General features: G+C 39.3%; 13 protein-coding genes. 5 read left to right on the forward strand and 8 right to left on the reverse strand.

Features of this window, described 5'->3' with window-relative positions; all coding sequences use genetic code 11:
- Nucleotides 1-2: 2 nt before the first annotated feature.
- The 6 genes from HDF25_RS13240 to HDF25_RS13265 all read right to left on the reverse strand — a co-directional run bounded on the left by HDF25_RS13240 (nucleotide 3) and on the right by HDF25_RS13265 (nucleotide 5423).
- A complete protein-coding gene (locus tag HDF25_RS13240) occupies nucleotides 3-956 on the reverse strand; it encodes a transketolase family protein (protein ID WP_184625413.1) in 954 nt (317 codons plus the stop codon).
- A 53-nt stretch (nucleotides 957-1009) separates the two neighbouring features.
- Entirely contained in the window at nucleotides 1010-1855 is an 846-nt protein-coding gene (locus tag HDF25_RS13245; RefSeq protein WP_184625416.1) for a transketolase, read from the reverse strand.
- Nucleotides 1856-1967: 112 nt separating this feature from the next.
- Nucleotides 1968-2432 (reverse strand): thioredoxin-dependent thiol peroxidase, encoded by a 465-nt coding sequence (gene bcp, locus HDF25_RS13250; protein WP_184625418.1) that lies wholly within the window; start codon nucleotides 2430-2432, stop codon nucleotides 1968-1970.
- 2 nt (nucleotides 2433-2434) lie between these two features.
- On the reverse strand, nucleotides 2435-4156 hold the full coding sequence (locus HDF25_RS13255) for a M23 family metallopeptidase (protein ID WP_184625420.1): 1722 nt from the start codon (nucleotides 4154-4156) through the stop codon (nucleotides 2435-2437).
- A gap of 5 nt (nucleotides 4157-4161) precedes the next feature.
- Nucleotides 4162-4773, reverse strand: coding sequence for a fumarylacetoacetate hydrolase family protein (locus tag HDF25_RS13260; RefSeq protein ID WP_184625422.1), 612 nt, complete (start codon nucleotides 4771-4773; stop codon nucleotides 4162-4164).
- 140 nt (nucleotides 4774-4913) lie between these two features.
- Entirely contained in the window at nucleotides 4914-5423 is a 510-nt protein-coding gene (locus HDF25_RS13265; RefSeq protein ID WP_221450900.1) for a T9SS type A sorting domain-containing protein, read from the reverse strand.
- Between the two features lie 265 nt (nucleotides 5424-5688).
- On the opposite strand from HDF25_RS13265, the gene HDF25_RS13270 reads away from it, so the two are divergent.
- The 5 genes from HDF25_RS13270 (at nucleotide 5689) to HDF25_RS13290 (ending at nucleotide 10622) form a co-directional block, all read left to right on the forward strand.
- Nucleotides 5689-6414, forward strand: a complete 726-nt coding sequence (locus HDF25_RS13270) for a porin family protein (RefSeq protein WP_184625424.1) — start codon at nucleotides 5689-5691, stop codon at nucleotides 6412-6414.
- A gap of 35 nt (nucleotides 6415-6449) precedes the next feature.
- Nucleotides 6450-7664, forward strand: coding sequence for a S41 family peptidase (locus HDF25_RS13275; protein WP_184625426.1), 1215 nt, complete (start codon nucleotides 6450-6452; stop codon nucleotides 7662-7664).
- 318 nt (nucleotides 7665-7982) lie between these two features.
- Entirely contained in the window at nucleotides 7983-8621 is a 639-nt protein-coding gene (locus HDF25_RS13280; protein ID WP_184625428.1) for a DUF6266 family protein, read from the forward strand.
- Between the two features lie 35 nt (nucleotides 8622-8656).
- The gene (locus tag HDF25_RS13285; protein ID WP_184625429.1) at nucleotides 8657-9313 is read left to right on the forward strand and encodes a DUF6266 family protein; all 657 of its coding nucleotides are present in this window, start codon (nucleotides 8657-8659) and stop codon (nucleotides 9311-9313) included.
- 28 nt (nucleotides 9314-9341) lie between these two features.
- The gene (locus HDF25_RS13290; RefSeq protein ID WP_184625431.1) at nucleotides 9342-10622 is read left to right on the forward strand and encodes a hypothetical protein; all 1281 of its coding nucleotides are present in this window, start codon (nucleotides 9342-9344) and stop codon (nucleotides 10620-10622) included.
- Nucleotides 10623-10703: 81 nt separating this feature from the next.
- Here HDF25_RS13290 and HDF25_RS13295 read toward each other — a convergent pair whose 3' ends face one another.
- Entirely contained in the window at nucleotides 10704-12659 is a 1956-nt protein-coding gene (locus tag HDF25_RS13295) for an amino acid permease (RefSeq protein ID WP_184625433.1), read from the reverse strand.
- A 52-nt stretch (nucleotides 12660-12711) separates the two neighbouring features.
- On the reverse strand, nucleotides 12712-14427 hold the full coding sequence (locus HDF25_RS13300) for a M3 family oligoendopeptidase (RefSeq protein WP_184625435.1): 1716 nt from the start codon (nucleotides 14425-14427) through the stop codon (nucleotides 12712-12714).
- Nucleotide 14428 lies beyond the last annotated feature (1 nt).

Here is a 14428-nt window from a genome sequence, read left to right on the forward strand (position 1 = left end):
TATTATTTTCTTTTGATTACTTTCTGAGCTGCTTCAACAATATGGATAGTATCCAGTCCGTATTTTGTCATCAGCTGATCCGGTGTTCCACTTTCTCCAAAACTGTCATTCACAGCAACAAATTCCTGAGGTGAAGGAAGTTCTGTAGATAATAAACGTGCTACACTTTCTCCTAAACCACCAAATTTATTGTGTTCTTCACAAGTCACTACGCAACCTGTTTTTTGAACTGATTTTAATATCGCCTCTTCGTCTAAAGGTTTGATTGTATGGATGTTTATAATTTCGGCATCAATACCCAGTTCGGCTAATTGTTCGCCAGCTTCAATAGCTTTCCATACCATGTGTCCCGTTGCGATAATAGTCACGTCAGTGCCTTCGTTCACCATCCATGCCTTACCAATCTCAAATTTCTGATCAGGATCAGTAAAAACCGGAATACTTGGTCTGCCAAAACGCAGGTACACAGGTCCTTCATAAGCTGCAATAGCTAAAGTTGCTGCTTTAGTCTGATTATAATCACAAGGATTGATCACAACCATTCCAGGTAACATTTTCATCAGACCTATGTCTTCCAGAATCTGGTGAGTAGCACCATCTTCTCCTAATGTTAAACCAGCGTGTGAAGCGCAGATTTTAACATTTTTATTGGAGTAAGCAACAGACTGTCTGATCTGATCATAAACCCTGCCTGTAGAAAAATTGGCAAATGTACCGGTAAAAGGAATTTTTCCTCCGATAGTCATTCCTGCTGCAATACCAATCATATTTGCTTCAGCAATTCCTACCTGGATAAATCTCTCAGGAAATTCATCGGCAAAAGCGTCCATTTTCAAGGAACCTTTCAGATCCGCACAAAGTGCTACTACATCAGGGTTTTGCTGACCAGCTTCATGTAAACCAGCTCCGAAACCAGAACGTGTATCTTTCTTTTCTGAATATGTATATTTCTTCATTTTTAATTTCAATTGTAATATGCCTGGTTAAAAAAGGCATGATGAACCTTTAATTAATAATCCCCTAATGTCTCTTTGTTCTGGCTTAAAGCAGATGCCAGTTGTTCGTCATTTGGCGCTGTACCATGCCATTTGTGTGAACCAACCATGAAATCTACGCCATGTCCCATTTGAGTACTCATCAGGTTCAGGATCGGTCTGCCTTTACCAGTAAGTGATTTAGCATATTCTAAAGCTTTAACAATATCTTCCATGTTATTTCCATTGGAAGTAATGACATGCCAGCCAAAAGCTTCAAATTTTGTCTGAAGATTTTCTAATGATAATATTTTTTCAGTAGGACCGTCAATCTGCTGTCCATTGTAATCGATGGTAGAAATCAGGTTATCCACCTTGTTATGTGGAGCGAACATAATCGCTTCCCAGTTTTGGCCTTCCTGTAATTCTCCGTCTCCATGTAAACTGAAAACAAGAGAGTGATCTTTATTTAGTTTCTTGGTTAATGCTGCACCAATCGCAACAGACATGCCCTGACCTAAAGATCCGGAAGCAATTCTGATACCTGGTAAACCTTCATGTGTAGTTGGGTGACCCTGTACACGGGAATTTAATTTTCTAAAAGTAGCTAATTCACTGACTTCAAAATAACCGGAACGGGCAAGCACGCTATAAAATACTGGAGAAATGTGACCATTTGAAAGGAAAAACAGATCTTCTCCTTTACCATCCATTTTAAAATCTGTGGAATGGTTCATGGTCTCAAAGTATAATGCAGTCATAAATTCTGCACAACCTAAAGATCCGCCCGGATGTCCTGACTGGCAGCCGTGTACCATTCTTACAATATCTCTTCGTACCTGAGAAACAATGTCCTCTAATTCATTGATCGTGTGTTTCATCTAAATTGGATTGTTTAACTATGCTAGCAAATATAGTTTATTGCCAGCATTTATTATTTAATATAAAGGCCTTAAAATACCTTTTAATATGATTTTAACCGTCCTTAAACGATTAATTATGGAGTAGTTCCAGTATCTGTGAAGTTGAGTTTTTAGTGTCAACTTTTTTAATGATATGGGCTATCAGACCATTTTCATCAATGACAAATGTAGTACGGTTAGTACCCATATATTTTTTACCGTACATGTTTTTTTCTCCCCAGACGCCATAAGCCTCTACAATTTTTTTATCAGTATCGGCCAGTAAGGTGAACGGGAGGTTATGTTTGGTGGCAAACTTCTGATGAGATTTCTCATCGTCAACGCTTACGCCCAGTACAACTATTCCCTGTGCTTTTAATCCCTGGTAATTGTCCCTGAAATCGCAAGCTTCAGCTGTACAGCCCGGGGTATCATCTTTAGGGTAGAAATATAACACTACCTTTTTTCCCTGGAACTGATTCAGGCTGATTGTATTTCCATCCTGATCTGCTGCGGTGAATTCAGGAGCTTTCTGACCTTCTTTTAATTCGCTCATAATTATTTTATAAAATTAATTGAATAAGTTTTGCTGTTGCCTTTAAGATCATCCACAACCAGTTTAAAGGAATGTTTTCCTGGTTGGGTGCGTTCATCGAAAGAATGCCATAAGGTAGCTGTTTTAGTATCAAATTCCATCAACACCCAGTTTCCGTCAATATAACCGTTAAAGCTTTTGATACCGGACAGGTTATCATGAATCTTGAAAGTCATTTTTGCGATGCCAGACATATTTTTGCCATCCCCTATGTTCAAAGGGATAATTGTAGGCGGAATGGTATCTATGGTGACGTAAAAACTTCCGAAGTTTTTTGGAGTGGCTTTGATATAACCATTTTCGAAAACCCCGCCTTGCGATGCGCCGCTGGTACTAACGATAACTGCTTTGTCCTTTAGGTTACCCAGTTTCGAATCGGCTTTAATCCAGAGATCAAAACCATTATGTAATGGCGTAAGATTATTATGGATCTGATAGACCTGAGAATAGGCCCCTCTGGCTGGCTCCGGTTTGATTTTGTAAATCAGGTTAAAGTCGTTGTACAAAGTGCCTTTGGGAAGAACCACTTTAAGGCCTTCGGCAGAGAACTCATTTTCTTTACTATACAAGCAGGGAATCCCATCTGGCTGGTCGGGGGTAGAAATTACTGACTTACCATCAGACTTTACCGTAAACTGCAGTATGCTCTTATTTCCTTTGGCATCGGTGACGATATATTTCATTTCGTGTACCTGCTGATCTTTAAAATCGATCCTGCCATTATTAACCAGACTGCTGTAAATCTGAAGCGGGTTTCCCGGATCCACAAAACTCTTCTGAATGCTTTTTTTACTGGTCATATAGGCAGGGTAGTCTATATGAGAGTTGATGGCTTTGCTGTTTTCAAAAGCAAACCTTTCCATTGCAGATGTAAAGATTTTTTTTCCGTCCGCTTCGAGTTCTATGGAATATACACCATTAATACCAGATGCGCCGTTATGTCGGTCAGTAGCTGTAATACCAAAGCCGGTTTCGCCACTGATATTTATAGGGGTTGCCTTATTCAATGCGTATTTTCCGTTTGCACCGGTCACCTGCTCATATTGCTTAGGCGTATATTCGTTGAACGGTTTTTTATTTAGCTTATAAACGTACAACGCATAGATGACCGGAGGGATGTTATCTGGTATTTCGATGCCAAATAACTGGGGATTAATGGTGTTTTCTGTCTTGGTATCCCTGATTTCAAAATGCAGATGCGGGCCACCTGAACTTCCCCGGTTTCCGGAGTAGGCTATGATATCACCTTTATGTACAGGGAAAAGATCTGCGGCAGGAAACTCGTCCAGTTCAAATGTTTTTTTCTGATATTCCAGCGCTTTTACTGCGGCAGCTATTTTTGGGGCGAAACGGGATAAGTGACCGTAAACGGAAGTATATCCATTCGGATGAACAAGATATAAGGCCAGGCCAAACCCACTGTTTTGTACCCGCATTCTGGATACATATCCGTCTGCAATAGCGTGAACAGGGTAACCTTCGCGCTGATTGGTGCGAAAATCTATTCCAGAGTGAAAATGATTACCTCTGAGTTCACCAAATGATCCTGCCAGTGCAGGGGGGACTATATCTAAAGGTGGCCGGAAATCGACCAGCGGATATTTGTTGTTACTGAAAATTTGCTGCGCCTGTGTACTGATTGCGAATAAGCTAAGTAGAAACAGGAGGATGCTTTTTCTGGTCATTAAATTTATTTTATGTCAAAATTCAGAAATTGCTCTTCACCAATCCAGGCTTCGAGCTTGTCACCCTGGTGTACCTGTCCGACTCCTTCAGGAGTTCCGGTAAAAATGAGGTCTCCTTTTTTTAGGGTGATATACTGTGAAACGAAAGCGATGATTTTTTCAAACGAAAACAGAATATTTTTTGTGTTTCCATTCTGACGGGTCTCCCCATTTATTTTGAGTTCAAACTGCAGATCATTGATATCTGCTACCTGTGATTTTGGAATAAAATGACTGATTGCAGCCGAGTTGTCGAATGCTTTAGCCAATTCCCAGGGTAAGCCCTTTTCTTTATGTATAGTTTGAATATCACGGGCAGTGAAGTCTATGCCCAGGCCAATTTCCTCAAAATAATTACTGGCAAATTTTTCTGCAATATGTTTTCCTTCCTTACAAACTTTAAGTACAACTTCCAGTTCATAATGGATATCTGAAGAGAATTCAGGAATATAAAAAGGTTTGTTATCCTTCAGGACAGCCGTGTCTGGTTTTAAAAAAATTACAGGACTTGAAGGAAGTGGGTTATTTAGTTCTTTAGCGTGAGCAGCGTAGTTTCGGCCAATGGCAATTACTTTCATTCAAATAGGTATATAATAACTGATCCTTTATCTTAGCATGCTTCTGCATGCACTGTAAAAGTAAATTATATCCGGTAAAAAAAGACTTATAAAAGTATTTTCTAATCCTGGGAGGGAGAAATTAGCGGGAAAAAGCAGAATTATAAAATTGAGATCCGTTTAACTACCGTCTCTGAACCGGCAACAAAACGAAGGAAGTAAATTCCACTGTTCAGACGGTTGGGAATAGTAAACGTTTTAGTCTGCTCACCTGCAGATAAACGCTCGTTGGATAAGGTAACCACTTCATTGCCTAATAAATCCATGATTTTAATAGACAGGTTTGATTCACGTTCCAGACGCAGGGTAAGATTGATCTGGTCATCAACAGGATTAGGATAAACTTTAAGTACAGAAAGGATTTTATCGGGTCTGCCGTTACCTGATCTGCTGTGTGAAAGCAGGCTGTTATAGGGGGTGAAACCTGAACCAGGAAGATAGCTGGGTTTATAAGAAGGGACATCTCCTCTGATCTGTGGGGTCCTGACTATTCTTTTGTATTTGCTGGTACTGTCAGCCCTTTGCGCAAAAACTGTGGTTGCACAACATAAACTGATGCAAAATATGCAAATCAAGTAAATCAGTGAGACCGTTTTAGTTTTTGTATTCATCTATTGCAACAAAAGTAGTGAATAATTCCGCAGAATAATTAAAGAATTTATCTTCTAAACAATATTTAACACAATTTAACAGTTACCGCTCAATTATAACAATAATAGGGTCTTTTTTATACGTAACAATACTGATAAATGTCACGCGGCCAGCGTTTGTTGGCATTGTTTCTATAATTTCAAAATTGTTTTATTGATTATTTTTGTTGGCTTTTTGTCGATATTTTATTAATTTTAAAAACAATTTAAACCTGAACCAATATCTATGAAAAAAAAGTGTTTGCTTTTTGTTCTCTGCATTATAGCAGGGACACTGACCTCGCATGCCCAATGGTCTTTAGGACTTGAAGCTGGGTACAACAAAAATTATCTCTTTACCAATTCCGGGTTCAGAGCTTTTACAGGGTACAAACCTGAAGAAGGTTTTAACATTGGTATACCGGTTAAGTATACGCTGAATGACTGGTTCGGTGTACAGGCCGATCCGCAGTTTATACGTAAAAGTAACCGGATTGAACGTTCTGGTTTTTTTGAAGGAGTTTATCAGAAAAATACGAACAGTTATATTCAGTTGCCGCTGATGGCACATTTTACATTCGGTGGGCATAAACTCAAAGGGTTCTTCAATCTCGGGGGATATGCGGGTTATTGGACAGCCTCACATATTAAGGGAACACAGCTCGATGTTTTTGGGCAACCTAATGTTGTTCCTGATGATTTTCAATCCAAAAGATATCTGGATTACATACCTGGATATAACTATGATGAGCAATATAATTTCGACAGCCGTCGCGACCGCCGGATTGAATTAGGTGTGCTTGCAGGAACAGGTGTCAGCTATCAGCTTAAACCACGGTATGAGCTTTTTGCAGAAGGGAGATACTATCGTGCACTGACTGATCAGCAAAAGAACTATATGCTCAGTCAGATCCCCCGCTATAATGATACTTTCGTCATCCAGGTAGGATGTATGTATCGGTTAGGCAAATAAGGAGGCTATTAATTAACATCAATTATCACAATTTTATGAAATCAACTTACCTATTTCTATATAAAAATATGTTCCGGGCCGCAGTTTGCATCCTGATCATCACTACAGTCACTTCCTGCCGGAAAGAACTACCTCAGATTAATCAGCCTGAACGTTACATTTCCGGGAATTTCAGCGAAGCTTTTGAAGCCTACTGGAACGGAATGAATAATAACTACATTTTTTGGGATATAGACCCAACTAACTGGGATGATGTATACAAAAAATACAAACCTTTATTCGCTCAGATGAATATCAATGATTCTACTGACGTCAGGAAATCATATACCTATTTTAAGGAAATGACATCACAGCTGGTTGATTCGCATTATGCTTTACAGATTAACAGTAAATATGTGAAAGACTCGGCTACTTATATCAGTCCTTCTGGTATAAGACATTCAAAGCAACCCGGATACCATGGAAATATTAACCCTAATTTCTTTTATAGTACTATCCCGCCAAAATATCTTGATCCGGGTTATGTGAAAGGGGTTCTCAATTTTTCGGATGGAAGCCAGTTTTTTGCAGTAGCCGGGAAGATTAAAAATAATATTCTCTATCTCCATTTTAACAGTTTCAGGCTGAAGACAGTTTATGGATCACCTACTCCAAATAATGCACAGAAGACACTCAAATATTATTTTGATCAGTTACAAAATACGGCTGGTCTGAAGGGGATTATTATGGATGTAAGAAGTAATGGCGGTGGTGCACTGGCAGATCTGGATCTTCTGGTGGGCGCCCTGACTGACAAATCCTATAGTATTGGAGCGACACGCTCGAAAGGAGGAATGGGACGTCTGGATTATACACCCTGGATAGATGCCCGTGTTCATCCTGCCAAAGATGCAAAAGCATTCACTGCCCCGATTGTGGTATTAGCCGATCTGAATTCTGTGAGTATGGCTGAGATGACCACGATGGCATTGAAAGCATTACCTGCGGGGAATACTACTTTTGTCGGGGAGCGTACCTGGGGAGGTAACGGCCCATTGGTTGGCAATGACGATTTTTATAATGGAGGACAATTTAAAACAGATTTCATGAGCCTGGTCTATACTTCGACTTTAATGATGCGTTATAAAGATGGAAAGATTTATGAAGGATTGGGTTTTCCTCCCGATGTAGAAGTGAAGTACAATAAAGCTGCCCTTGATGCAGGAATTGATCCGCAACTGGAAAAAGCAATTAGCCTGATCCCGCAGTAAATATTTTTTTTAGAGCATATTCCTGAAGGCCGTCTTCTACGTAAGTAGGGGACGGCTTTTTGTATTGGTACGGTGTCTATTCATTATTCTTTAAAGGCGTGACGCCCTATATTCCAGCTGTCTCTAAAGTGGATCTGATACGTATGTGATACGGGTTTGAAACGGGGCAGTGCGTTTCAAACCCGTATCATACGCGTGTCGAAGACGTAATAAACTGAGGGGAAGTATAGGGTTAATATTTGTTGTAATATTATTTTTATACTGGATTTTAATATCTATATTGTTAATATGGTATAGTTTATATAAAAATCTGCGATTATGGCGATATTTAGCAAAGGTTCGAATGATGGTTTTACAGGCAGGATTGGTAATACAGTCACCTATTGGCGATATGGAAAACTCGTAAAGAGAACAATTGGTTTACGCACAGATGTACCTACGGTTCCAGTATTAAGGAGCAGGCAGGTAACTGCCCTGACGACAGCTTTACTGAAACCTGTTAAAAGCTTCATTGCTGTTGGGTTTGAACTGGAAGGAAAACTTGAACTTAAGAGTTATTATACTGTCGCCACTTCTTATAACCGGTTAAATGCAATTTCAGGTACCTACCCTGAGCAGCGAATAGATTTTACAAAAGTTTTATTTAGCCGTGGCAAGATGCCGGTTACACCGAATATTTCTGTACGCCGGACGGAGGAAGGGTTGATTTTTAACTGGGATGCCAGCTTTACTGAGGTGGGGGTAAACGGAAATGACCAGGTAATGCTGATGGCTTATGCTCCAGGCAGTTCAGGTACTGTATTTCAATTGAATGCTGGTAGGAGAAGTGAGGGGGAAGCCAGTTTATCCATTCGGAAAAGAAGAAAACCATTATTACTGGAAACTTATATCTCATTCATCTCTGAAAATCGAAAAAGGGTTTCGAACAGTATTTATGCGGGCCAGGTTATCTGGTAAATACAGGCTGGAAATAAATTGAAAAGTAAATAATTATGGCAATCTTAAAGCAAGGCTCAATAGGAGTGTTCACCGGGAAAATAGGTGCGTTAGTAATTGTTAAGTGGAAAGATAAGTATGTTGGCAAAAGTAAGCCAAAATCAGTATCGAAAAAGACTGCAGTTTTACTGGATGCTCAGCAGTCTAAGTTCAGAATAGCAGGCAAATTTCTGCGTATGGTTCAGTCTGTGGTCCATTTTAGTTTTCAAAAGGTACCTAAAAAGATGAATGCGATGAACTACGCCATGCTGTATAACCTAAAACATTCAATTAGTGGTATGTATCCTGATTTTGGTATGGATTATGCTCGGGTGAAGTTAAGTGAACCTGCAGATTATACAACTGAAATTGATAACGGATTTAATGTATCGGGGATGGCGTCTGGTAAAAAAATCAAAATATCCTGGGAAGCAGATGAGCTGCCGGAATATGATGGGACAAAACCTACAGACCGGATTTATTCATTTATATATCATCACGGAAAAAAGATATTTATCAACCCGATTCCTCCCCAGAGAAGTGAATTGGGTCTTGAAGTTAATTTGCCATCTGCATTTGATAATAAGGTGCATGTATGGATTTTCTTTGCGTCTGAGGATCATAAATTTGTGTCGCAGACGCAGTATCTGGGAGAATTCAATGTGGAGAATTGATATATTAGACGAATTATAACCTGTTTGAATGTTTAAGATACTAGTCTTCCTTTTATTGATTCCCCGTGCTGAGCCTGATTATGATCTGGCTAAAATAATGACAGGACTATCACCCAGACAGAAAACCGTCTTGTATCAATATGGCACCTTGCGTACCTATAGCGATTCGGCAACAGCAACCAGTTATTGGGTTAAACATCAAACTGAATTAAACAGGCTGACTAAAGAACAGGCAAATATCCTGTCTGCTGATTTAATAGTTAATACGGAATTGGTTTACAATATTAAACAACCGTCACGTTTACGGGCATTAATGGGGATATTTACTGCATCCCGTCTTCTCATGGGAGCGGCAGCTTTAATTGCAGTTGGGGCTTTATTAATTCTTTTGAAGCGGTTTTGGTATAGAATATATGACCTGGCAGTTAAGTATCTGGCTCCTGTATTTCAGTTGCTCTTTTCACCTAAAATACTTAAGGTTCAATTGTTGCTAATTGCATTGATTGCGCTTATCTGGGGGGTGAAAATACAGGATTTGATGTTTCGTACAATAGCAGTGCAGCTTGGCCTTGTGTTACTATGGACACAGCTAACAGCGATGACTACAAGAAGAAGATTTCATAGATTATATTGGGATTCTTTTAGGCATAACTTCAGGGATTTCAATGTAAAAGAGGTTTTGTTGCAAATAACTATGCCTTCATTGACTACTGTATTGGCAATGGGATGGTTAATCTATGTTTGTGAAGATGCATGGTACCCTTTTGAAATAAGTGTAATGGCTTTGATTACATTATACTCATTTCCACCGGTAAACTGGTTATTGCCCCGGTTGAGCATATTGTTCCTGCCTTTTCCGACTAAATACCAGAACAAAAATGTAGTATTAGCTTCTTATATTGTGCTGACGATGATATTGTGGGTTGGTCTGTTGTTTATACCTGTGACACCAGTATCACCTTTGGTGACAATTACTTTATTGCTGATATTTTTATTGTTATGCTTTTCTGTTGATGACTTTTTCGTAGGTAATAGTGGTTTTAAAAACTATATATGGGTACAGTTGATTACAATTGTATATCTGTGCGCCTGTGTACTTGTTGGTAGTAAGTTAGGTGTTAATTTGATTAGCTGGTCTGGTCTGGGTGGATTATTTCTTTATGTACTGATTAAGTATTGGGAGGTCCCATCTTTACTTGGCTGGAATTGGGAACATAGGAAAATCCCTGGAATCCTGGGTATGGCTTTGCTGATATGGGGGATTGCTGAATTGATGAACCTTTTTCCGGAATTGTTTATCATTTCCTGATTAGAAACCATTTTATCCGAATACAACAAATCCGTCTTCTGATCATTTCAAAAGACGGATTTGTTGTATTAATACCTACCTCTAAGCAGGATTGTTCTTTACATTCAGTTTGCTGTGATGAAATCCATACATAAAGTACACGACAAGGCCTACAACCAGCCATATGCCGAAACCTATCCAGTTGGAAATACCTAATTCGCACATCATATATAAACAGCTCAGTAGTCCTAAAACAGGAATTAATGATAGGTTCTTGGTGACGCAGAAATAAGCAATTACCAGACAGATCACAAAGAAAATCCACATCGGGATTTTATGCTTAAACAAAGACCAGCCACTTTCAAATTTCTTGTCTGCACTAACAGTACTTCTATCCATAAAACTTTGGTACTGCTCCGGGGTAAGACTATTTAAGTAGGCTTCAGAATCTACATTTTTCTCAATTACATTCAGTAATTTCTGTTCTGCCTTGATTTCAGTTTTAATACTGCTCAGTTCAGTGCTGTTGAGTAAAGTAATGAAACTGATCGGGTCACGTACCTTATCTTTATTGGTGATGAAATTAGAAGTCTCCGTTTTAAAGTAGGTGAATCCAAGAACAATAAGACCTATAAATGCAAACGGAATGATATATTTTGAATTTACATACGGAGTTTTGAATTTACCCCTTGGGATATCAGTTTTGTTTTGTAAAACCAGTACACCGGCACAAACAAGTACAAAGGCAAATAATGTACCTATAGAACACAGATCTGTAACGATGGTCAGGTTCATAAACAACGAAGGAACAGCAACCACAAAACCTACGACAATAGTAGCAAAGGATGGCGTTTTATAAACCGGATGTATTTTAGAGAATTTTTTAGGTAATAACCCGTCCCGACTCATACTCATCCAGATCCTTGGCTGGCCCATTTGAAAAACAAGCAGTACACTTGCCATTGCAAATACAGCACTGACAGCAATAATACCACTCATCAGTTTAAGATTGATATGGTCGAATACGAAAGCCAGCGGATCACCTACTGCCAGTAAATCATATCTTACAATACCAGTTAATACCAGTGCAATCGCTACATATAATACAGTACAGATTATGATTGCCCACATCATCCCTCTGGGTAAATCCCGCTGTGGGTTTTTACATTCCTCAGCAGTTGTGGAAATGGCATCAAAACCAATATAAGCAAAGAACACAGCAGAGACTCCTTTGAGGATACCAGAAACTCCGTTTGGTGCAAAAGGGTTCCAGTTTTTAACATCTACATAGAAAATTCCAACAGAAAGAACCAGTAAGATGACTGCCAGTTTTACAATTACCATGGCATTACTGGCATTTTTGGATTCTTTCATTCCTCTGTAAACCAACCAGGTAATTAATATGATAATGCCTAGTGCAGGCAGATCGGCTACAACGTGAAAATTACCAATTTTAGGTGCAGTAATCCATGCATTATTAGCAATCCGGGTTGCGTCATCCAGATTGGCAAAGCTTTTACCTGCATTTAATAAGGCTTCAGCATGTTTATGACCATTGAATGCCGTCAGATAATCCATAGTCGTCCAGTCTGGGAGATTAATCCCGTTTATCCCTAATGCCGGTATCCGGATAGAAGAGAGTAAACCCGTAAAATAATCCGACCAGGAGATAGCGACGGTAATATTCCCGATAGCATACTCCATAATGAGTGACCAGCCTATAATCCAGGCTACCAATTCTCCGAAGGCAACATAAGAATAAGTGTAGGCACTTCCTGATACCGGAACCATGGAGGCAAATTCAGCATAGGCAAAGGCTGCAAAACTGCAGGCAACCGCAGTGAATATAAATAAGAAGATGACCGCCGGTCCTCCGTCTGCACTCGCTTTTCCGATCGTACTGAAAATTCCTGCTCCAATAATTGCTGCTATACCAAATGCGGTAAGGTCCCTTACCCCCAATGTTTTGTTTAAATGTGCACCATGATCGCCATAGCCCTTTTCGGCATCTTCTAATATTTTAGTAATTGATTTTTTTCTGAAAAGATTTTCAAACATAATGGGCAATTTGGTTAGATTGATTCGCTGAAATTATAAAAATATTATAGAACTAACCCAATTTATCTAGTTCATCTTTTACAAATGAAGCCAATTCCCTGATATAACTCACACTGAAATCAAACTTAATTCCTGCAGTTTCATAGATTTCATTCATAGGTTTTGTATAGCCAAGCGCTAAAGCATCCAGGTATTGCTGTAATGCTTTTTCCGGATTTTCCTTATAGTTTTTCCAGATCGCAATAGCACCCAGTTGTGCAATGGCATACTCTATATAATAGAATGGTACCTGGTACAGGTGCAGTTGTTTCTGCCATAAATTTCCAAATTCCTGATCCAGTCCGTCCCAGTTTGCAAAGCCAGCACCAAAACGCTCATAAATTTGTTTGAAAGCGGTTTCCCGGTCTGCAGCATTATGTGTTGGATTCGTGTAAATCCAGTGTTGAAACTGATCGATCACGGCTACCCATGGAAGTGTTTTGAGTACATCCTGCAATTGTTCTTTTTTTGCACGGATCAGCTCGGCAGGATCGTCAAAATAAATATGCCACTGATCCATAGAAATTAATTCCATACTCATGGAAGCCAGCTCTGCAACTTCAGAAGGACAATGTTTAAAGTCATTCAGTTCCAGATCAGCAGTCAGAAAAGTATGTACTGCATGTCCACCTTCATGAACCATCGTAGTCAGGTCTCTGAGTGAACCTGCCGAATTCATAAAAATAAAAGGCGCGCCAGTTTCTGCCAGTGGATAGTTATATCCTCCTGGAGCTTTACCTTTTCTGCTTTCCACATCAAACAGGTTATTTGCTTTCATCACCGAAAGCATCTGGCCTAATTTGGGATCGATAGCACTAAAAGCTGCAATCGTTTTTTCAATCAGTTCCTCTCCGTTACGGAAAGGTTTAAGTGCTGCTTTCCCTGAAGTACTGACTTCCATATCCCATGGCTTCAGTTCTTCAAGACCCAATAATTCTGCTCTTTTTTCTGCCTGTTGTTTTAAAATAGGGACAATTTCTTTTTCTATAGCTTCATGAAAAGCATAACAATCTTTAGGGCTATAGTCAAATCTGCCTAAAGCCTGGAACATATAATCCCGGTAGTTTTCGAATCCGGCATTTAGTGATACCTGATGACGCATCGATACTAATTCATCAAAAACTATGTTCAAAGCATCTTTATCTAAAAGACGGCGTTGCTGTATAGTTTCCCATGCCTGTTCACGTACAGCCCGGTCGGTATCTTTAATAAAATTAGCAGCCTGCTCAAGGGTATATTCCTGCTCATTGATCACGACACTCATCGCGCCTGTAGTCGCCTGATATTTTTGTTGTGTAACCTGTAGTTTAGTAAATAATTCTACGTTTTCATCCCTGTATATCTCCAGTGCTTTTTTGACCGCTCTTAAATAAACAAAGTATTTAGCCTGATCCAGCTCATCAATAAATGGACTGTCTGCCAGCTTTTTGTTCAACAGATTTGCCACAGGAGATATCTTAGGCTCGATCTCGGTAGCGAAATACTGAAAACTATTCACCAGTTCTTCATTAGCTGTATCACAGCTCATTTTGATATATCTCCAGGCAAAATCTTCTTCCAGTGCAGCTTCAAATTCACTTTTGTCTTTCAGCCATTTTTCCAGTTCAGCGACATTACTGATTGATCTGTTCAGTAACTCATCCAGGATAGGAGAGAGATTATCCCATTTGATTTCAAGGTCCTGAGGAATATATACTCTGGTTTTTTTCGGTATAATTAGATTGATCATA

The organism is Pedobacter cryoconitis (genome assembly GCF_014207135.1).
Taxonomy (GTDB): Bacteria; Bacteroidota; Bacteroidia; order Sphingobacteriales; family Sphingobacteriaceae; genus Pedobacter; species Pedobacter cryoconitis_D.

Coding starts and splice junctions, on each gene's coding strand:
- HDF25_RS13240 (WP_184625413.1), bottom strand. CDS start 956: ATGAAGAAATATACATATTCAGAAAAGAAAGATACACGTTCTGGTTTC.
- HDF25_RS13245 (WP_184625416.1), bottom strand. CDS start 1,855: ATGAAACACACGATCAATGAATTAGAGGACATTGTTTCTCAGGTACGA.
- bcp (WP_184625418.1), bottom strand. CDS start 2,432: ATGAGCGAATTAAAAGAAGGTCAGAAAGCTCCTGAATTCACCGCAGCA.
- HDF25_RS13255 (WP_184625420.1), bottom strand. CDS start 4,156: ATGACCAGAAAAAGCATCCTCCTGTTTCTACTTAGCTTATTCGCAATC.
- HDF25_RS13260 (WP_184625422.1), bottom strand. CDS start 4,773: ATGAAAGTAATTGCCATTGGCCGAAACTACGCTGCTCACGCTAAAGAA.
- HDF25_RS13265 (WP_221450900.1), bottom strand. CDS start 5,423: ATGAATACAAAAACTAAAACGGTCTCACTGATTTACTTGATTTGCATA.
- HDF25_RS13270 (WP_184625424.1), top strand. CDS start 5,689: ATGAAAAAAAAGTGTTTGCTTTTTGTTCTCTGCATTATAGCAGGGACA.
- HDF25_RS13275 (WP_184625426.1), top strand. CDS start 6,450: ATGAAATCAACTTACCTATTTCTATATAAAAATATGTTCCGGGCCGCA.
- HDF25_RS13280 (WP_184625428.1), top strand. CDS start 7,983: ATGGCGATATTTAGCAAAGGTTCGAATGATGGTTTTACAGGCAGGATT.
- HDF25_RS13285 (WP_184625429.1), top strand. CDS start 8,657: ATGGCAATCTTAAAGCAAGGCTCAATAGGAGTGTTCACCGGGAAAATA.
- HDF25_RS13290 (WP_184625431.1), top strand. CDS start 9,342: ATGTTTAAGATACTAGTCTTCCTTTTATTGATTCCCCGTGCTGAGCCT.
- HDF25_RS13295 (WP_184625433.1), bottom strand. CDS start 12,659: ATGTTTGAAAATCTTTTCAGAAAAAAATCAATTACTAAAATATTAGAA.
- HDF25_RS13300 (WP_184625435.1), bottom strand. CDS start 14,427: ATGATCAATCTAATTATACCGAAAAAAACCAGAGTATATATTCCTCAG.